Raw genomic sequence first — 19,722 nt, forward strand, 5'->3', positions numbered from 1 at the left:
TTTGCATGGCAAAACTCAGGAAAGGAATAGAGGCGCAATGCAGCGTTGGATACTTTGGCTTTTGATACCCCTTTTCGTCTGTTTGAGTGGATGCGTCCAAGCAGATATGGTCATCCAGCATCAGGGACAAACGGGGGGGAGCCTAACCTACAGGCTAACGCTGCCTCAGCCCGATCCTCTTTTTACTGAGCAAGTCATCCAGCAGGCGCACCGCTTGGGGGGAGCGGTCAAGCAGCGCGATAAAACCCATCTTCAGGTGACGATTCCCTTTGACACCAGCCAGCAATTGGCCACCGTCCTCAATCGCATTGGTCGTGTGCCCTATCTTTCCCAAGTCACTGCTAAGGCGGATATTTTTGACCAGAACCTGTTGCTCTTTGTCCGGGAACGCTTTCGCTATGACATTGACCTGCGACCCTTGGGTATTGAGTCCCGTGATCAAGCCGTTCTGGTGGCACCGCGGTCACTGCTGAATTTTCAGCTTGCCCTAGAAACCCCTTGGGGGGGACACCCGATTGAACGCCCAGCCATGGCGAAGGACACAGTTGTGAACCCCCATGTTCAGCGGGGGGGCGATCGCCTGACTTGGACATTGATACCTGGTTATCTCAATCACCTAGAGGCAGTCTATTGGTATCCCAGTCCCTTGGGGTGGGGTACCTTGGTCATTGTTGGCCTACTGATGTTGGGCAGTTGGCTGCGCACCCGTCTTAGCGGTTCTGCCTAAGATTCCCATGCGATGGTCTGGTCCCCCGGGGAGTTGGCAACGGTATCTTGCCTATTTAATTACAGGACCTCTGACTGTCCTCAACCTCTGGGTGGCGGAGCAAGTTTACCTCTATTTTGAATATCCGATTAATATTCTTGTCATTGCCGCCATCTTGGCTTTTTTGCTCAATCAAGTGGTGATTCGTCTTTGTGCTCGCGGTCTGCAGCGACGGCAGGCGATCGCCCTTGTGTTACTGATTACTCTTTTGGTGGTCAGTGTATTGATGCTGTTGCTGCTCCCCCTTGCGATTCAACAGGCGGAAGAACTCCTGAATCAACTGCCAGAGTTGGCAGATACCAGCAATCAAAATTTGCGCCATCTGGATCAACTCCTGCGCCGCTACCAATTCCCCGTGGGGGTGAATGACTTGATGGAAGAGCTGACGATTCAGGTCAAAGGAATTGCTGCCCTGTTACCCAGTGTTGCCATTACAACTGTAACTAGGTTTTTTGATACTCTCTTGGTGTTGATTCTAACAGTGTATATGCTCTTTTATGGGAGTGGGATTTGGCGCGGGCTAATGCAACTGGTACCCAAGCCTTGGCGGCAGGTGGTGGATGACGCTTTGCGCCTGAATATTCGCAGTTTTTTTTCAGCGCAACTGTTTCTGGGGCTGTTTATGTTTCTTGCCCTCATTCCCTTTATGGTTGCCCTGCAGGTTAATTTTGGCTTTCTTTTTGCCCTTATCATTGGAGTTGCCCAGTTAATTCCTGTGGTAGGGGCAACGCTGGGGATTGGCTTTGTCACCCTGCTCATTCTCTTTCAGGATGCGTGGCTGGCTTTGAATATTTTCCTGATTGCCGTGGTTTTGCAACAGATTAAGGACAATGTGCTTGCCCCCAAGTTACTAGGGAATTTGATGGGACTCAACCCTCTCTGGCAGTTTATTGCCCTGCTCATTGGCGCGCGGGTGGCAGGCTTCTTGGGAATTTTGCTGGCGATTCCCCTGGCAGCAACGGTGAAAGTGGTTCTAGAGTCCCCTCCTGCCCCAGAGGGGTAGCTGACGGCGCGGATCGGAAAGTTTTGATCAACGCACACACCCCATGGCCAAAAACAGTCATAGTAATGGCGTTTGTGCCACCACCAATGACCCCACCAATCAAGGGCAGGGCCCGAACCATCACACTTCTGCCAGCAATTCTGCCAACAATTCGTTGAGCCAGGGGCCGCGGTAGCTGTTGGATGACTTTTTGCAGCAATTGGGGTAATTTTTTTTCCACCGACCGTCTGACGACGGTGTTGAAAACTTGCCGACACAATTCGGTGCCAAAGTACTCTGCTAGCTGATTAGCGGTAACTCCAGAAGCAACGGAAATCAGTATCATTAGCACATTTTCATCTTCGACATCTAGGCCATAGATAGTAAAGAGGGCTGCTGTTAGCTTCGTTTGAGAATAGACAAAGGAGCCAATGTCCAGCACCAGGCCAAGCCAACCCATCAGGCCAGTGACTACACCAGTGCCAAAGGACCAGAAAGTGGCCTCGTAAATGGCATGGTTGGCCATGCGATCGCGATCGCCCTGCCACTGAGGATCGCAGAGAAACTGGTGTCCCCATTCTTGCCCCTCCTGTACGGCGCCGAGCAGACCGGCCCAAGAGAAGTCAGCTGGCTGGGGCATAGGCACACTCCTGATGGGGGATGGTTCACTGATTTATCTATTGATTATCCATCGATCAGTTGCTAAGTATGCACGCCAAGCCAATAATTTTCGGAATGACTATTTGGGCACCGCTGCCGTGAGTACCTCGTGTCCGTCAGCCGTGACGAGGACATCGTCTTCAATGCGCACCCCAATGCCGCGCCAGCGATCGCCAATCTCGGGCTGACCCTCGGCGGGGGTTGCTTCAGGATGAATATAAATCCCTGGCTCAACCGTCAACACTTGCCCCGGCTGGAGGGTCACCCATGTCTCCTTGTTGTGCTTGTAAAGACCGACATCGTGGACATCGAGTCCCAGCCAGTGACCGGTGCCATGCATAAAGAAGGTGCGGTACTTCTGGGTCTGATTCTCTTTCCCTTCATTGATGAGGGTCTCAATTTCCCCGCGCAGCAGGCCAAGGTCAACCAAGCCTTCAACAATCACCTGCACCGCTGCATCGTGGATTTGGTTGTAGGTATTCCCCGGTCGCACCTGCTCAATTGCCGCTTTTTGGGCAGCGAGGACAATATCATAAATCGCCTTTTGTTCGCCGGTAAACTGGCCACTTACAGGAAAGGTGCGGGTAATATCGGCGTTGTAGTAACGATAGGCACAGCCCGCATCAATCAGGAGCAAGTCTCCTGCTGCCATTTGCCGTTGGTTTTCGGTGTAGTGGAGCACACAGGCATTCGGACCTGAGGCAACAATTGAAGGATAAGCAGGGCCATCGCCTCCCCGTAGGCGAAACACATGCTCTATCTCTGCTTGGATCTCGTATTCCCAGCGCCCCGGAGCAGCCAGTTCGCGGGCACACTGATGGGCTTCGACAGTGATGGCGATCGCCCGGCGGATCAAGGCCAGTTCCGCTGCTGATTTAATTTGCCGCATGGGTGCCAAGAGAATACTGGGATCCGCGATCGCCCGCGGACCTGTGCCCCGTTTTGGTAGCGTCGCCAGCAGCCGCTGGTAGTGCTTGAGAATCAGTTGATTAAAACGCTCGTTGTGACCAAAGTGGTAGTACAGCGGATCCCCCGTCTCCAAATAGCGGGGCAGGTGCTCCTCTAGCTCACCAATGGGATATACAGCATCGGCGCCTAACTCCTCCTTGGCCGCGTCTACGCCAAGGCGTGCTCCTGTCCAAATTTCTTGGCTGAGATCCTTGGGTTGCACAAAGAGCACATAGCGATGCTCGCTGTGGTTGGGCGCAAAAACAGCAACCGCCTCTGGCTCATTAAAGCCCGTGAGATAGTAAAAATTACTGTCTTGGCGAAAGTTGTAGTCCACATCATTGTGCATGATGGCGCGCGGGGCACTACAGAAAACAGCCACACCTGTGCCCAATTTCTCTAAAAACTGCTGCTGTCGTTGCTGGTACTCTGCTTTCATCGCGCCCTGAAAAACGGGTTAACCCTTGGGAATGATCACCCTGAAATGGTTTGGTGGGGGCGGAGGGACTTGAACCCTCACGACTTGTTTAAGGTCAACGGATTTTCATCCTCCTGCCGCTTTCGCGACCACCCCTTGGGTGTTGAGGATTGGACTCTCCCTTTACCCGCGTAGAGGATCTACGGTAGGGTAGCTCCCGTCGAGTCTCTGCACCTTCCGTTTCCGTGGGTATGCTCCTGGGAAACGGCTTGGCTCAGGATTGCCATATTTGCCCTGGGGACAAACGTAGGTTTCCCTGAATTTGAGAGCATTCACTTAATAGATTTCTCTACTAAGGCTCAATTGCTTAAGTCCGCAGCGTCTACCATTCCGCCACGCCCCCTTAAGTACCGCTACTATACCACCTTGGCTTTGGGGGATGCAATTCCTACTGGCATTGGTAATAAGCCCGCAAAGCCTCCAGAAGACCCTGGTTTTCGCTGTCACGGCGCACCGCTACCCGGAAGTAAGAGGCGCCCAATTCGGGAAAGCTGCAACAATCGCGAATCAAGATGCGATGTTGCTGCAGGAGGTAGGTTTGCAGGGGCAAAATGGAGCCGGTTGCTTGAATGAGTAAAAAGTTTGCCTTGCTCTTGGTCACCACCTTTAGTTTGGGCAAAGCGTTCAGCGCAGCGGCAAAGGCATGGCGTGTGGGTGGCAGCCACTGCCATGTGTGCTCCTGAAAGGGGCGATCCCCTAAAGCCGTAACGCCAGCGATGATGGCCAGACTATTCACACTCCAGGGATCTCGCCATGCTCGCCAGCGCTGCCAACGTTCGGGCGAGGAGAGGGCATACCCTAGACGCAGACCCGCTAGACCATAGAACTTTGTCAGCGATCGCAGAACAATTAAATTGGGGTACTCAGGCACAGCCGCTATTAGAGACTCGTTTGCCGGCGGCGGCAAAAAGTCCATAAAGGCCTCATCCACCACCACTAAGGCACCTGTCTCTAACAGGGGTTGGAGATGATTCCGCGACCAGAGATGCCCACTGGGGTTATGGGGGTTGTTGACAATGATGGCATCTCTCTGTGTCAGTTCTGGTAGGACCTCTGAGAAATTGTTTTGTACCTGTGGCAAAGGAAGGGGAACCAGTGTGCTGTCAAAGGCTGCCACTGCCCGCCGATAGTCGGCAAAGGCAGGAACAACGACAAAGACGCGCTGCCGCTGCCCACATTCACGCCCCACCCATGTCAACAACTCTGCTGCACCATTGCCCACCAAAAAATAATCCTTTGGCAGCCGATGAAGAGTAGTCAGCGCCGCTACCAAGGGACGGCAATCGGGATCGGGATAGTCGCGAATTGTGGCAAGAGACGCCTGCAGGGCAGCAATCACTGACTTTGGAGGACCCCAAGGGTTGAGACTAGCAGAGAAGTCCAAAATCTCATTGGGGGCACACCTAGCGATCGCTGCCGCCCAAGCTAAATTGCCACCGTGGCGCGGGGGATGCAAACTATTTTTTCTTGCCCTTGGCCGCTGGTTCCGCAGCCGCAGGAGGTGCAACTTTTTCTTTGAAGAGTTTCCCTGCTGAAAAGGCGGGCACGGTAGTTGCTGGGATTTGCATTTTTTCCTTGGTTTTGGGGTTGCGCCCTTCACGGGCTTTGCGCTCCCGAGGTTCAAAGGCACCAAAGCCCACCAGTGTTACTTTTTCTCCCTTGGCCACAGCCTCCATGATTTCCTCCACGGTGGCAGAGATAATAGCCTCAACTTGCTTTTTGGTGACGTTGTTGGCGCTATGGGCACGATTAAACACAGCATCCACGAGCTCAGCTTTATTCATGGGGATAACTCCACAGAAACATTAAAGATTGTTTAATTAGAAGATAATGGGTAAAAGGCACGAAACCCTTGCCCCTGCTTGCTTTCAAGCCTCATTCTAGAATAGCCAGACCTCAAGTGTAACCCTGAAACCTTTAAGATAGGTGCTTTTCCAGTACTTTTATCCATCAGAAATCCCTCAAACCCTTGATTTATCAGTCCTTTAGCAGGTTTCCCCTACCTTTGAGACGGGTTTTAGGTCAGTGACAGTTGTTAGAAAAATTAACAAATTGCAGCAACCTGAGATTTGAACATGGCTCCCACAGCACAAAAAAGCCCCCTGAAGGGGGGATGGAAAATTCACAAATTTGATGATTGGATTCAGAAGAGTTGATCAAGGTTGATCGCGAAGAGGATGCCTGATTGACCGCCTAGGCATCATCAAGGGCAGCAATACCCGGCAGTTCTTTGCCTTCGAGGAGTTCGAGGCTTGCCCCGCCACCGGTGGAAATGTGGCTCATGCGATCGGCCAGGCCAACTTTTTCCACAGCAGCCACAGAATCGCCGCCGCCGATAATTGTGGAGACCCCCTGACTGGTGAGCTCAGCCAAACAGCGGGCGATCGCCTCTGTCCCCTTGGCAAATTGATCAAACTCAAACACCCCCATTGGGCCATTCCAGATCACTGTTTTGCAATCTTGGAGTGCCTCTTGGAAGCGCTTGACGGAAGCAGGCCCAATATCTAGCCCCATCCAGTTGTCAGGAATCGCTGCGATACTGACCACTTGGCTATGAGCATCGTTGGCAAAGTTATCCGCCACCACTACATCTGTTGGCAAGAGCAACTCCACCCCTTTTTCTTGGGCCTTGGCTTCCAGGTGCTTGGCTAGCTCCAACTTGTCTTCTTCCACCAGAGACTTGCCAACATTGAGCCCCCGCGCTTTGTAGAAGGTGAAGATCATACCGCCGCCAATGAGCAATTTATCCACTTTTTCTAAAAGGGCTTCAATGACACCAATCTTAGAAGAAACTTTCGATCCCCCCACAATAGCCGCCAGGGGACGGCGGGGATGTTCGATGGCATTTTGCAGATATTCCAATTCTTTCTCCATCAAAAAGCCCGCCACGCAAGGACTGAGGTACTGAGTCACCCCAGCGGTTGAAGCATGGGCGCGGTGCGCAGTGCCAAAGGCATCGTTGACATAGACTTCGGCACAGGCGGCCAGTTGCTTGGCAAATTCGGGATCATTTTTTTCTTCCCCCGGATGGAAGCGCACATTCTCCAGCAGGCAGACATCACCATTAGCCATGGCTTGGGTGTGGGCAACCACGGCATCCCCAATGCAGTCATCGAGCTTGGCCACGGGTTTGTGGAGCAGTTCCGAGAGCCGCTGGGCCACAGGGGTGAGGCGCAACTTCTCATCCACGCCCTTAGGACGGCCAAAGTGGCTGACCAGAATGACTTTTGCACCTTTGCTGATCAGGTCTTGAATGGTGGGCAGGGCTGCACGGATACGAGTATCATCAGTAATGACCCCGTTTTCGTCGACGGGGACGTTAAAATCCACCCGCACGAGGACACGCTTTCCTTCTAAGTCGGCGGCGGATAACTGCGCTACGGATTTTTTAGACACGCTAGAGCCTCCTAAATGCGTTAAAAGATAGATGATAGTACTAGGGGCATAACAATCCCGGCTAGCGATGGAGTGATGCGCTACAAATCCCTCACCTGATTCTACCCAAGGGCGTACCCTTCCACTTGACTCCCATGAGGTGAACTCTATGTTCAAAACCATTCTTTTTCCCATTGACCGTAGCCGTGACACCCAAGAAGCCATGCCCACGGTGGTTGAGATGGTGAAACTGTTCCAGAGCCAGTTGTTTCTGCTGTCGGTGGAGGAAAGCCCAGAACCCGATCCAGAGCTAGAGGCAGCGATCGCTGAGTTTTTGAATCGAGTGAAGGAAGCCTTTGCCCAGCAGGCGATTGTGGCGGAAACCTTGCTACGGCGCGGCAAACCTGCCTTTGTTATCTGTGATGTGGCCGATGAGATCAATGCCAGCTTAATTATTATGGGCTGCCGAGGAACGGGGCTTACCCCAGAGGGGTTCCAAGAAAGTGTTAGCAACCGCGTGATTAATTTGGCGCCCTGTCCGGTCTTGGTCGTGCCCTAGGGTAACTGCATCTTGCGGAGCTTGAAGTTTCGTCACAAAGGGCCTAGCCCCTGGGGCGATCGCCGATGATCAAAGAAAGGAAACGTACCGTCTTGTCCTGTGGTTGATCTGCATGCTGAATTCAACGGATGTGACGCCTACAGCTTCTGTCCCCGCTGCCGATCAACTGCAGGCCCTTGGGGTGTACATCACTATCCATGGCCATTTCTATCAGCCCCCCCGCGAAAACCCCTATCTCAATGCCATTGAACACCAACCCAGTGCCCAGCCATTTCACGATTGGAATGAGCGCATTTACTACGAGTGCTATCGCCCCAATGCCTTTGCGCGGATTCTCAACGATCGCGGTGAGGTCATTGATATTGTCAATAACTTTGAATACCTAAGCTTTAATATTGGCCCAACGCTCTTTAGTTGGCTTGAGCGCTACGATCTCGAGGTCTATCAGCGCATTATTGAGGCCGATCGCCACAGTTGTCAGCGCTTCAATGGCCACGGCAACGCGATCGCCCAAGTCTATAACCACATCATTTTGCCCTTGGCCAACTATCGGGATAAATTGACCCAGATTCGTTGGGGTAAGGCAGACTTTCGGCGGCGGTTTGGCCGCGAACCGGAGGGGATGTGGCTGGCAGAAACGGCCATTGATGATGAAACTGTAGCCGCACTGATTCAGGAGGGGATTCGCTTTACTGTTTTGGCGCCTTCCCAGGCTCAACGCTGTCGGCCGATTCTCCCTGAGGGGGACGCCGAGTGGATCGAGGTCAGCGGCAGCCAAATTGATCCAACGCGTCCCTATCGCTGCTATTTACCGGGGGGCGATCGCCAGCGGGATTACCTAGACATCTTCTTCTACGATGGTCCCATTTCGCGGGATATAGGCTTTAGTGACCTGCTCACTAGCTCTCAATTTCTGGCGGGACGGTTGGGGCAGGCCGTGCGTGGCGATCGTCGCCCCAGTCAAATTATTGCCGTTGCCACCGACGGTGAGACCTTTGGCCATCACAAGTATGGCGGTGAAAAAGCCCTCGCCTATGCTTTTAAGGTGGAATTTCCACAGCGGGGTTGGCAGGTGACCAACTTTGCCTATTACCTCAGCCTCTTTCCCCCTACTTGGGAAGTGGAACTCAAACCAGTCACCGCTTGGAGTTGTGCCCATGGAGTGGATCGCTGGCAGGACAATTGTGGCTGCGGCGGTGGTGGCGAGTGGCATCAGCGGTGGCGACGCCCCTTGCGGGATGCCCTGAACTGGTTGCGGGATGAGCTCATTGATATTTATGAAACCCTGGGCAGTGATTTATTTCAGGAGGTTTGGGCTGCCCGTGATGCCTATATTGAGGTGATTGCCGATCGCTCCCCGGAGACCCTGCACCGCTTTTTGGCCCACCACCAACGTCGCCCCCTGAGTCAAAGGGAGCAAATGGATGCCCTGCGTCTGCTGGAGATGCAGCACCATGCCCTGCTGATGTTTACCAGTTGTGGTTGGTTCTTTGATGAACTCTCGCGGCCGGAGGGGGTGCAAATTCTCCGCTATGCGGCACGGGCAATCGAACTGGCAGGGGATGTCGCCGGTGTACAGTTGGAAACCGAGTTTATTGAGCGGCTGGCAGCGGCCCCCAGCAACGTACCGCAGTTTGGCGATGGGGCAAGGGTCTATCACCAGTTGGTAAAAACAGCTCAAATTAGCTTACAGCAGGTGGCTGCCCACTATGCCATCGGTTCCCTCTTTAACAGTTATTCCCGCCAACACCAACTCTACTGTTATGAGATTGAGCAGGGGGATTACCATCTCCAACGCATGGGTAGCCTGACGCTGGCGATCGGCCAAATTCAACTCACCTCGACGATTACAACCGAGTCACAACTGTTGATCTTTGCTGTCTTGCACCTGGGGGGCTGGGACTTCCACTGTGCCATTCAACCCTTCCAAGGGCGGCGCGAATATAGCCAGATCAAGACCCATCTCCTGCAAGCCTTCCAACAGGGCAGTGCGGCGCGGGTGGTGATGGCGATGACGGAACGCTTTGGGGGGGTGGCCTACAGCTTGGACAATCTCTTTGCTGAAGAACGACACCGCCTCATGGGGGTGCTGGCGCGGGAAACCCTGACCCGCTTGGATCAGCTGTATACCCAAGTCTATCGCGATAACTACGGCATCCTCATGGGGTTTCAGCGGGATGGCCTGAGTGTGCCCCAAGAGTTGCAGGTGGCCGCGGCGGTGGCTTTGACCCATCGTGCCATTAGCCATTTGCGAAGTTTAGAGCAAGACCTCAGCGATCTGGGGGATTTGCCCTTGGCAGATCTGCAAAGCCATTTGGCAGAATTGGCGGCGATCGCCCGCGAGGCGCGGCTGTTGGGCTGTCGGCTGAGTCTGCAAGAGCAACAACGGCTCCTCGAGCAGAACATTACTACGGGATTACGCTATCTGGCTCACCATTTGGAGAGTCATACCCTAGGACAATTGAGCCCCTTGCTGCAGGACTTGATCACAGTCGCGGATGCCTTGGGTTTGAACCTGAATCTGGATCGAGCGCAGGAGCAGCTTTATACCCTCATGGGTCAACTGCGGCAGAAGGGCAGGCACCTCAGTGAGGGCGATCGCCAGCACCTGCAAACCTTAGCCACCCGCCTTAAGGTTGATCCTCACCTATTGGCTTCCCTTGCTTCCTAGGAAAGCATCACCCCTCAGGCTAGAACCAATCCTGGGAGGAGATCTTCCCCAGAGAAGTGCCGCGGGGCGATCGCGACTTCAGGGAATCTTTGGGAGCGGTAGATTGCCACTGCCCCAGTTCTAGCAGGTTAGGAAAGTTGTCTCTGCCACGACCCAACCGATATCTCGTTTCGTTAAAATCAGCAAACTAGCCCCACAAGCCGGCCTAGGTAGGGGGAGTAGATAGAAAAAGTTGTGAGGAGTCGGTATGTCGTCAACGTCGCCAGAAATGGCTGAGGCTTTGGTTGCTTCATCTCCTGTTGCTGAGCGGGGGCTGATTCCACGGGTATTGCGACCGGCACTGCAGTGGTGGTTATCCTCACAGCTAGAGCAGGCAACCGGACTGGAAATTGAGATTCAAGGGGGCGATCGCCAGCTATTGCGGGGGTACTTACCGCACGTGCGCATTGCCGCAGCAACAGCCAGTTATCGCGGGATTCAATTGCGCCAAGCGGCAGTCCAAGCAGAACAGATTCAGATTAATCTAGGGCAGGTGTTGCGGGGCCAACCCCTAAAACTATTGGCACCCGTGCCGCTGCGGGGCGAACTGGTTCTCAGCCAAGCCGATCTGAACGCCTCCTTGCGGGCCCCCCTCCTGCAATCCGGCCTACGGGAACTACTGAAGTTGCTCCATCAGCGGGGCTTGGGCAAGCCGGGAGTGGATCTCCAAGAGTGGCAACTGCTGCATACACAGGGAGAATTGGGGACTGGCTGCCTCAAACTGAGGTTCTCGATGGTGAATGCCCAAGGAGAGCAGGGGGATTGGCATCTCATGACCCATGTGCGCTTGCAGGATGAACGGACGCTCTGCTTAGAAAAGGTGCACTGGCAAGGGGAACGTGAGATTCACCCCACGGTGACCATTGATTTGGGTGATGGGGTCGCTATTCAAGAGTTGCGGCTAGAAGCGGCTGCCCTCAGGGTACAGGGAATGGTTTGCATTTATCCCTAGGTTGCTCAGCAACGCTGCCACGCGCCCTAAATCCTTGACCCCCGGCCGACTTTCCACCCCACTGGCAAGGTCAATTCCTTGGGGCTGGGTTTGAGCGATCGCCTGACGGCAATTTTCGGGTGTAATGCCCCCCGCCAGCCACCAAGGGCAAGGAATGTGTAACTCTTTAAGTAGCGTCCAGTCAAAGGGTTGACCCGTGCCCCCCAACTGCTGTGGATGGTAAGCATCCAAGAGAATGCGATCTACAATCGGGGTGTAGGCGGCAATCTCGGTGAGGGTGGCCGCCGATCGCACCCGCAGGGCTTTGATGAGCACGATATGAGGGAAGGTCTGGCGCACCGATTGGCAAAATTCAGGCGATTCACTGCCATGGAGCTGTAGCGCTTGTACCCCTGTGGTTGTGACTAAATTGGCTAATGCCTCGAAATCAAGATTGGCGACAACAGCTACCGTCAGCACGGAAGGGGGCAACTGCCGACAAATGTCTGCAATGGTTGGGGGGCTGACGTAGCGGGGCGAATGGGGGACACTAATGAAGCCAAGGGCACTGACACCCATTTGGGCGATCGCGATCGCCTGCTCGGGCAGGGTCAAACCACAAATTTTGACGGCAATTTTTACAGGGGTGGTTGCGTTAAGCATTTGTAACAAGATGCACTATTTTGTAAAGAACTGGCGGGGGCAATCCGGTGGTTCCGTATAATTCATGGGCAATTGTACCCATTTAGGAGGAACCATGGTGTTAGCCACGCTCCCCGATACCACTTGGACGCCCTCTGTGGGGCTGGTGGTGATCCTCTGCAACCTGTTTGCGATCGCTATTGGCCGCTATGCCATTCAATCGCGGGGAAAAGGCCCCGGCTTACCCATTGCCTTGCCTGCCCTCTTTGAAGGCTTTGGTCTGCCAGAATTGCTGGCCACCACCAGCTTTGGTCACCTTTTGGCGGCTGGTGTTGTCAGTGGCCTACAGTACTCCGGCGCCCTCTAGGGTGGGAATGCCACTGGCAATCTGACGGGAAATGAAGGGCAGTACCTCTGTATTTTTACTGGCAGTGGAATTTTCCGTAAAGACCACCAAGGTATAGGGGCAGCGATCCGGGAGTTCAATATAGGCCGCATCATGGCGCACCCAACTGGTGAGTCCCGCCTTTGACCACAGCTTTGTCCCTGGAGGTAGCCCTTCCCCCAAAAATCCCTGGACTTGGTTTTCTGGATCCTCAGCCAAAAGCTCTGGATCCAGCGATCGCTCCATCAGTTCCATCATCGCTTGACTGGCGCTGGCAGCAACCGCAACGCCGCCAACAATACTGTGGATTAACTTGGCCGTGGCATTGGTTGTCAGACGATTGGCATTCCGGCGATCGCGCCCGACAAATTCCTGCTCTCGTCCATAGGGGCCATCACACCATGTTTTTTGATTCACGTTGATATGCGTTAGCTCTGGCCACCCCAAGGACTGAAAATAGCGATTGACGATATTGCGCTGGTATTGCCACGTCCGAAAGGGCTCCGGCGGCAGGACTGGGCCACTGGTGGTTCCCGTGAGCATATCCACCACTAAGCTGGTGGCATCGTTGCTGGAATCCACAATCATATCCCGCATGGCGCGTTCCAATTCCGCATCGGGCTGGAGCATGCCACTGTGGAGCCACTCATGGCAAGCCACAAGATAAAACAGTTTCACCACACTAGCCGGGTACATCGGCACATCGCCGCGATAGTGAGCGCCGGGAATCAAGTACTGCCAAAATTCTGTTGCCGTAAGCGCTCCGCCCGTATTCACCGGAATGGGTGGTGGATACACCAGCAAGGTCAGGGCAATGTCCTCTTGGCCTAGCCAAGGAAAGTGTTGCCATGTCGCCTGGAGCGTCCGCATCACCAAATCTGTGAGATAGGTGTTGGCCCGAAAAAAAGTCATTGGCTGCTCCACTCCTACTCGGGCGATCGCTCCCCGCCATTGCGGGCACCGGAATAAACCAAGCCGCGTTCCACATCCATCGTCAGGATAGTGCCCTCACGAATCAGCCGAGTGGCATTTTTGACGCCCACAATCACCGGAATCCCCAGCCGCAACCCCAAGACAGCGGCATGGCTTGTGAGGCTGTCCTCCTCGGTAATAATGCCTGCCGCCTTGCGAATCACTTCCACCAACTCAGCACTGGTGCGCTCCGCCACCAAGATTTCCCCACTATTAAACGTGCGCACCGGCATCCCTTGGCGTACCACCCGCGCAGGGCCACTAACAGATCCATGGCCAATGCCACAACCCCGCCCCATCACTGACGTGACCAGTTCCACCTTGATCATATCCGTGGAGCCAGAAACCCCCTGCAGTGTGCCCGCCGTCATGACCACGAGATCCCCCTCCTCAAGGAAGCCCCGCTCCTGGGCGGCATTAATCGCTGCCTGGAAGGATTCGCGCATCGAGGGATGGTCCAATGTCAGCAGCGGTTCTACGCCCCAGACCAACTGGAGGCGTCGGGCCACTTCGATATGGGGTGTTGCCGCCAAAATAGGAATTTGGGGACGAAACTTGGAGACATTCCGGGCCGTTGCGCCCGTTTTAGTTTGGGTAATGATTGCTTTGGCATGCAGCTGCGCCGCCACCTGTCCCACCGCTTGACTAATGGCATTGGGAATAGAACGCACCGCCGTAGACTCCGCCCCGGGAGGTTGCCGCAGTTGGGGTTGGTTGTCAATGCGGGCAGCAATTGTGGCCATCATCTTCACCGCCTCGACGGGGTATTCCCCCATCGCCGTTTCATTGGAGAGCATCACGGCATCAGTGCCATCGAGAATGGCATTGGCGACATCGGAAATCTCTGCACGGGTAGGACGAGGGCTTTTCACCATGCTGTCGAGCATTTGTGTGGCCGTAATGACCGGGATGCCCAAGCGGTTGGCGGCAGCGATCAGCCGTTTTTGCAGAATCGGCACATCTTCGGCGGGCAATTCAACCCCCAGATCACCCCGGGCCACCATGACGCCATCACAGAGGGAGAGAATGGCATCCATCTGCTCAATCGCCTCGTGCTTTTCGATTTTGGCAATGACTGGCACCTGCTTCCCAGCGTTGGCAATCAGTTCTTTGATCTCCAGTACATCTTGGGGATTGCGAACAAAGCTGAGAGCCACCCAATCTACCCCTTGATTGAGGCCAAACATCAGATCTTCGCGATCTTTCTCTGTCAAGGCTTTAATCGAGAGGTAAACCCCCGGAAAGTTCACACCCTTGGCATTGGAGAGCGTGCCCCCAACAACCACTTGGCAATGGAGCTCACCCGCTTCTTTATCCACTTCTTCCACGAACATTTCCACGCGGCCATCGTCGAGCAAAATCGTGGCACCGGCGGGCACCTCTTGAGCCAAGGGGGGATAGGTAATCGAGCTAATGTGCTGATTGCCCATGATAGGGCGACTCGTGAGGGTAAAGCGATCGCCCCGCTTCAGGGAAATGGAGCCATGCTCAAACCGCCCAAGGCGAATCTTGGGGCCTTGCAAGTCCTGCAAAATGCCCACCGGTTGCCCGAGTTCGTAGGAAATTTGGCGAATTAGGCGAATGCTGCGCTGGTGATCGTCATGGGTACCATGGGAAAAGTTTAGACGCAGGGTGGTTGCTCCCGCTTGAATAATGGCGCGCAATTTGTCGGGGTGACTGACTGCTGGACCAATGGTGGCGACAATTTTGGTGCGGCGTTGCAACGGCTGGTTCGACATAGATGGTTGAATGATGAGGCTCCAACAGGTTACCGTATTTCCTAGAACCCTTGGTAGGGATAGGGGATACATGCAGTGAGTGGCATTGCCCTTTTGGGAATGGCTAAATCTAGGAATCGGCGTAAAGTGGTTGCTTCTAGCCTACAGCACAGCGATCGCCCTTGGCGGTGTTCCCTAGGAAGGATGGGCAAGTTCTTTTTTCGACTTAAAATATGAGAATGATTCTCTTTTTCTTGGGCCATTGACCTATGACAACTACCCTTTCTGATCCCTCTCCCAAAATGCAGGCTGAAAAACACGGTCTGCCTGTCACCATCATCACTGGTTTTTTGGGGAGTGGCAAAACAACCCTCTTAAACCATATTCTCACAAACCAAGAAGGCCTCAAAACCGCTGTACTCGTCAATGAATTTGGCGAGATTGGCATTGATAACCAGCTTTTGGTGTCCCAAGATGAGGGCATGGTGGAGCTCAGCAACGGCTGTATCTGCTGCACTATCAACAACGACTTGGTGAATGCCGTCTATCGGGTTCTTGAGCGGCCCGACAAGGTGGACTATTTGGTGGTGGAAACAACGGGATTGGCGGATCCGTTGCCGGTGGCTCTAACCTTTCTGGGGACCGATCTGCGGGATCTCACCCGCTTGGACTCGATTATTACCGTGGTGGATGCGGAGAACTTTAGTCTGGATCTTTTCAATAGCAGTGCTGCCCAAAGCCAAATTGCCTACGGTGACATTATTCTGCTCAACAAAGCAGATCTAGTCACCGAGGAACGCTTGCAGGAGCTCGAACGGCGAATTCACGAGATGCGGGAGGGGGCACGGATTATTCGCACCGTGAAGGCACAGGTACCGCTGCCCTTGATTTTGAGTGTGGGATTGTTTCAGAGCGATCGCTACTTTCATCCTGAACACGAGCACCCTGAGCGCGACCACGATCATGATCACGATCATGGGTGTGATGAACATTGCGATCATGATCATCATCACCCTCATCACTCCAATCACCTTGAGGAGGATGGCTTTACCTCTGTCTCTTTCCAGAGCGATCGCCCCTTTGAACTGCGAAAATTCCAGTATTTTCTTGACCACCAACTCCCCCAATCCGTCTTTCGCGCCAAGGGCATTCTTTGGTTTAAGGAAAGTCCCCGCCGCCATGTCTTTCACCTCAGTGGTAAGCGCTTTAGCCTCGATGATGAGGAATGGAAGGGCGATCGCAAAAATCAACTGGTTCTCATTGGCCAGAACTTAGATCATGCAACCCTACTGAACCAGTTGGCCGCCTGTGTCACTGATGCATAACTGATGCATAAAAGTCATGGCCAAGCAACGTCGCAAAGCGGACTTTCCTAGCAAAATTTGTATCGTCTGTGGCCGTCCTTTCCAGTGGCGCAAAAAGTGGGCAGCTTGTTGGGAAGAAGTTAAATACTGCTCCGATCGCTGTCGGCGGCGGCGATCGCAAATTCAATCATAATATACACCTCTACGCCTACTTGATCAGAGAAAGAGGCTTGAAAGTTAGCCATTCAGCTGCTGAAAGCGCTTGACTGTTTTAGAGGGCTCCTGTACACTACTGCCATGGGGGAAAGCTTGATAGCCCTATCAATTGCAGACAGCTCAATAATTAGCTTGTCTTGCAAGGTTATCAAGTTATGCAATTTTACGAAAAATTCGGCTTCGCTTAATTCCTTTTAGTTTGTTTTAATTTTTTACATTTGTTTTCAGTCAGGAATCCACTAAAACCATGGTAAGCAAAAATTCCCTTTCCCCCTATCTTGCTGCTGCTGTCGGTCTTTTGGCCACTCCATTCTATGCAGTTCTGCCAGCCCTTGGCCAAACAAGAGACTGCGGAAACCCTATTCCTCCTCTTTTTCCTTTTTTCAACTCCACAGCAGGCACCGCCAATGACAACCTCATTTGTGGTTCCCGGAATTCCCCTTTAGCTGGGTTAATACGCGCAATAGCAGTTGGCATAGAAAACACAGTGCGAAATGCCAATACGGAAATCACTGCAGTTGGTGCTAGGAACACAGTAGAAAGTGTCAATGCACAGAACCACGCACTGGGCTCTAATAATCAAATTGGAACCCCTGGTGGACTTACTCCCGCCAACCAGGACGTTGGAAATAACAACACAGCAGTAGGAGCAGAGAATACCGTTGCCACTACCGGTACACCCTCCGGAATTGGGTCATTCCCTAACGCTGCTCGCAATAACAATACCGCTGTTGGCTACCAAAACATCGCTGACGGCACTGCCTCAACTACTGGGAGTAATAATACAGCCCTTGGTATGCAGAACCAAGCTATAGGCGACAACAATACGGCCGTGGGGATGCAGAACCAAGCCCAAGGGACCAACAGCACAGCCGTGGGGATGCAGAACTCAGCCAATGCTGTCAATGCCACTGCGATGGGGATGCAAAATAACTACAATTCTTTGACAAACACCTAACCTTGCACCCGGTCAGCAGAGCACCGCTGTTGGCTTCCAGAACCAAGCCCAAGGGAACGACAGCACAGCAATGGGGTTTGCTAACCAAGCTGTAGGAGTCAGGAGCACAGCAATGGGGTTTGCTAACTTTGCCCAAACGGACGATAGCAGCGCAATGGGGTTTGCTAACCAAGCTCTAGGAGCCAACAGCACTGCTGTGGGGTTTGCTAACCAAGCTGTAGGAGCCAGGAGCACAGCAATGGGGTTTGTTAACCAAGCTCAAGGCGACAACAGCACTGCTGTGGGGATGCAGAACTCAGCCAATGCTCTCAATGCCACTGCGATGGGGATGCAAAACCAAGCCCTAGGGAACGACAGCACAGCAATGGGACGTAGCAACACGGCACAACTCCGCGGCACCGCTGTTGGCTTCCAGAACCAAGCCCTAGGGGACGATAGCACAGCAATGGGACGTAGCAACACGGCACAACTCCGCGGCACCGCTGTTGGCTTCCAGAACCAAGCCCTAGGGGACGATAGCACAGCAATGGGACGTAGCAACACGGCACAACTCCGCGGCACCGCTGTTGGCTTCCAGAACCAAGCCCTAGGGGACGATAGCACAGCAATGGGGTCTGGTAACCAAGCCCAAGGGAACGACAGCACAGCAATGGGGTCTGGTAACCAAGCCCAAGGGAACGACAGCACAGCAATGGGACGTAGCAACACGGCACAACTCCGCGGCACCGCTGTTGGCTTCCAGAACCAAGCCCAAGGCGACGACAGCACAGCAATGGGGTCTGGTAACCAAGCCCTAGGGGTCGATAGCACAGCAATGGGACGTAGCAACACGGCACCACAATTCCGCGGCACCGCTGTTGGCTTCCAGAACCAAGCCCTAGGGGACGACAGCACAGCAATGGGGTCTGGTAACCAAGCCCTAGGGGACGACAGCACAGCAATGGGACGTAGCAACACGGCACAACTCCGCGGCACCGCTGTTGGCTTCCAGAACCAAGCCCAAGGGAACGACAGCACAGCAATGGGGTCTGGTAACCAAGCCCAAGGGAACGACAGCACAGCAATGGGGCGTAGCAACACGGCACAACTCCGCGGCACCGCTGTTGGCTTCCAGAACCAAGCCCAAGGGAACGACAGCACAGCAATGGGGTCTGGTAACCAGGCGACTGGCACGGCAAGTATTGCAATAGGCAATCAAAGTGTTGCAAATTCCAATAACAGTATCGCTATAGGCTCCACAGCTTCCGCCGGCGCTGTGGATGGAATTGCCATTGGTCGAAATGCCCAAGTCACTGCTCCCAACAGTGTGGCCATTGGTGCCGGTTCAGTGGCCAACGGAGCCAATACAGTTTCTGTTGGTGCTCTTGGCCAAGAGCGAAAAGTAGTTAATGTTGCTCCTGGTATCATTGCACCAACAAGTACTGATGCAATTAATGGCAGCCAGCTTTCTGCGCTCATTAATCAACTATTTGCCACCGGTATTTGCTCGATTACGGGTGCAACGGTAACCTGTGGAAACATTGCCTTGGGAAATGGGGCAAATCCTACTGGCGTGGGCGCGATCGCTATCGGTAATAATGCCGCAACCAATGCTAATAACGCGATCGCCCTCGGCCCATCATCCCAGGCTCTTCATCCTAATAGTGTGGCCATTGGTGCCGGCTCTGTTACCACCGCAGCAAATACCGTTTCGGTGGGTGCCCCTGGTGCTGAACGTCGGATTACCAATGTCGCTACCCCCATTTTACCCACCGATGCCGTCAACAAAGCCTATGTTGATGGTATCGGAGCAGTGGCCCTAGGAGCCGCCAATGCCTATACCGATGCGCAAGTTAATCAATTACGGGGCGAAGCTTTTGCGGGTATTGCTTCTGCGGCTGCCCTATTGCCCATTGTGCCGGCGCGCTCTGGTGAAACAACATTTAACATTGGTTTTGGGTCCTATAGCGGCTATAGTGCTGTAGGGGTGGCCATGGCCCATCAAGCAGGTCCAATTGTCATTGATGCTGGCGCCAGTTTCTCGAGTGCCGGATCGCCACTAGTTCGCCTTGGTCTGGGTTTTCGGTTTTAGGCCCATGCGCGATCGCGCCCACCGTTGCCAGCAGATGGGGGGTCAGC

Annotated in this window: 18 protein-coding genes and 1 pseudogene; 11 read left to right on the forward strand and 8 right to left on the reverse strand. The window is 53.8% G+C overall.

What is annotated here, in order from left to right; translation table 11 throughout:
- The first annotated feature begins 106 nt into the window (after nucleotides 1-106).
- Both NK55_RS08035 and NK55_RS08040 read left to right on the forward strand, forming a co-directional pair.
- Nucleotides 107-727, forward strand: a complete 621-nt coding sequence (locus NK55_RS08035; protein WP_041429155.1) for a DUF3153 domain-containing protein — start codon at nucleotides 107-109, stop codon at nucleotides 725-727.
- Between the two features lie 7 nt (nucleotides 728-734).
- Nucleotides 735-1,769, forward strand: coding sequence for an AI-2E family transporter (locus tag NK55_RS08040; RefSeq protein ID WP_024125253.1), 1,035 nt, complete (start codon nucleotides 735-737; stop codon nucleotides 1,767-1,769).
- Here the strand turns inward: NK55_RS08040 and NK55_RS12760 are convergent.
- The 5 genes from NK55_RS12760 to NK55_RS08065 all read right to left on the reverse strand — a co-directional run bounded on the left by NK55_RS12760 (nucleotide 1,666) and on the right by NK55_RS08065 (nucleotide 7,230).
- The gene (locus tag NK55_RS12760; protein ID WP_024125254.1) at nucleotides 1,666-2,388 is read right to left on the reverse strand and encodes an EcsC family protein; all 723 of its coding nucleotides are present in this window, start codon (nucleotides 2,386-2,388) and stop codon (nucleotides 1,666-1,668) included. The genes NK55_RS08040 and NK55_RS12760 overlap by 104 nt on opposite strands.
- Nucleotides 2,389-2,487: 99 nt before the next feature.
- Nucleotides 2,488-3,795: an aminopeptidase P N-terminal domain-containing protein gene (locus tag NK55_RS08050; protein WP_024125255.1), complete on the reverse strand. Its 1,308-nt coding sequence runs from the start codon at nucleotides 3,793-3,795 to the stop codon at nucleotides 2,488-2,490.
- Nucleotides 3,796-4,222: 427 nt separating this feature from the next.
- Nucleotides 4,223-5,290, reverse strand: coding sequence for a threonine-phosphate decarboxylase CobD (cobD, locus tag NK55_RS08055; RefSeq protein WP_024125256.1), 1,068 nt, complete (start codon nucleotides 5,288-5,290; stop codon nucleotides 4,223-4,225).
- Between the two features lies 1 nt (nucleotide 5,291).
- Nucleotides 5,292-5,618 carry an HU family DNA-binding protein gene (locus NK55_RS08060; RefSeq protein ID WP_024125257.1) on the reverse strand — a complete coding sequence of 109 codons (327 nt, stop codon included), beginning with the start codon at nucleotides 5,616-5,618 and terminating at the stop codon, nucleotides 5,292-5,294.
- 409 nt (nucleotides 5,619-6,027) lie between these two features.
- A complete protein-coding gene (locus NK55_RS08065; RefSeq protein WP_024125258.1) occupies nucleotides 6,028-7,230 on the reverse strand; it encodes a phosphoglycerate kinase in 1,203 nt (400 codons plus the stop codon).
- A 148-nt stretch (nucleotides 7,231-7,378) separates the two neighbouring features.
- Here NK55_RS08065 and NK55_RS08070 point away from each other — a divergent pair, with 148 nt between their 5' ends.
- From NK55_RS08070 to NK55_RS08080, 3 genes are all read left to right on the forward strand, one after another.
- The gene (locus tag NK55_RS08070; protein ID WP_024125259.1) at nucleotides 7,379-7,768 is read left to right on the forward strand and encodes a universal stress protein; all 390 of its coding nucleotides are present in this window, start codon (nucleotides 7,379-7,381) and stop codon (nucleotides 7,766-7,768) included.
- 112 nt (nucleotides 7,769-7,880) lie between these two features.
- Nucleotides 7,881-10,439 (forward strand): DUF3536 domain-containing protein, encoded by a 2,559-nt coding sequence (locus NK55_RS08075; RefSeq protein WP_024125260.1) that lies wholly within the window; start codon nucleotides 7,881-7,883, stop codon nucleotides 10,437-10,439.
- Between the two features lie 247 nt (nucleotides 10,440-10,686).
- On the forward strand, nucleotides 10,687-11,430 hold the full coding sequence (locus tag NK55_RS08080) for a DUF2993 domain-containing protein (protein WP_024125261.1): 744 nt from the start codon (nucleotides 10,687-10,689) through the stop codon (nucleotides 11,428-11,430).
- On the opposite strand, the gene NK55_RS08085 is transcribed toward NK55_RS08080, so the two are convergent.
- Nucleotides 11,380-12,072 (reverse strand): phosphoribosylanthranilate isomerase, encoded by a 693-nt coding sequence (locus tag NK55_RS08085; RefSeq protein ID WP_024125262.1) that lies wholly within the window; start codon nucleotides 12,070-12,072, stop codon nucleotides 11,380-11,382. The two genes, NK55_RS08080 and NK55_RS08085, sit on opposite strands and share 51 nt — an antisense overlap.
- 94 nt (nucleotides 12,073-12,166) lie before the next feature.
- On the opposite strand from NK55_RS08085, the gene psaK reads away from it, so the two are divergent.
- Nucleotides 12,167-12,418 carry a photosystem I reaction center subunit PsaK gene (gene psaK / locus NK55_RS08090; RefSeq protein WP_024125263.1) on the forward strand — a complete coding sequence of 84 codons (252 nt, stop codon included), beginning with the start codon at nucleotides 12,167-12,169 and terminating at the stop codon, nucleotides 12,416-12,418.
- Here psaK and NK55_RS08095 read toward each other — a convergent pair.
- Nucleotides 12,395-13,348 carry a serine hydrolase gene (locus NK55_RS08095; RefSeq protein WP_024125264.1) on the reverse strand — a complete coding sequence of 318 codons (954 nt, stop codon included), beginning with the start codon at nucleotides 13,346-13,348 and terminating at the stop codon, nucleotides 12,395-12,397. The genes psaK and NK55_RS08095 overlap by 24 nt on opposite strands.
- Before the next feature lie 14 nt (nucleotides 13,349-13,362).
- Nucleotides 13,363-15,147 carry a pyruvate kinase gene (pyk, locus tag NK55_RS08100; RefSeq protein ID WP_024125265.1) on the reverse strand — a complete coding sequence of 595 codons (1,785 nt, stop codon included), beginning with the start codon at nucleotides 15,145-15,147 and terminating at the stop codon, nucleotides 13,363-13,365.
- 248 nt (nucleotides 15,148-15,395) lie between these two features.
- Here pyk and NK55_RS08105 point away from each other — a divergent pair, with 248 nt between their 5' ends.
- The 5 genes and pseudogenes from NK55_RS08105 (at nucleotide 15,396) to NK55_RS12460 (ending at nucleotide 19,675) form a co-directional block, all read left to right on the forward strand.
- On the forward strand, nucleotides 15,396-16,451 hold the full coding sequence (locus tag NK55_RS08105; protein ID WP_024125266.1) for a GTP-binding protein: 1,056 nt from the start codon (nucleotides 15,396-15,398) through the stop codon (nucleotides 16,449-16,451).
- A gap of 16 nt (nucleotides 16,452-16,467) precedes the next feature.
- The gene (locus tag NK55_RS08110; protein ID WP_024125267.1) at nucleotides 16,468-16,623 is read left to right on the forward strand and encodes a DUF2256 domain-containing protein; all 156 of its coding nucleotides are present in this window, start codon (nucleotides 16,468-16,470) and stop codon (nucleotides 16,621-16,623) included.
- Between the two features lie 270 nt (nucleotides 16,624-16,893).
- Nucleotides 16,894-17,604, forward strand: a complete 711-nt coding sequence (locus NK55_RS08115) for a two partner secretion system extracellular component (RefSeq protein ID WP_024125268.1) — start codon at nucleotides 16,894-16,896, stop codon at nucleotides 17,602-17,604.
- 37 nt (nucleotides 17,605-17,641) lie between these two features.
- A pseudogene (locus NK55_RS14300) lies at nucleotides 17,642-17,689 on the forward strand (hypothetical protein); the annotation flags it as partial.
- 27 nt (nucleotides 17,690-17,716) lie between these two features.
- Nucleotides 17,717-19,675, forward strand: coding sequence for a YadA-like family protein (locus tag NK55_RS12460; protein ID WP_051372827.1), 1,959 nt, complete (start codon nucleotides 17,717-17,719; stop codon nucleotides 19,673-19,675).
- Nucleotides 19,676-19,722 lie beyond the last annotated feature (47 nt).

The organism is Thermosynechococcus sp. NK55a (genome assembly GCF_000505665.1).
Lineage (GTDB): Bacteria > Cyanobacteriota > Cyanobacteriia > Thermosynechococcales > Thermosynechococcaceae > Thermosynechococcus.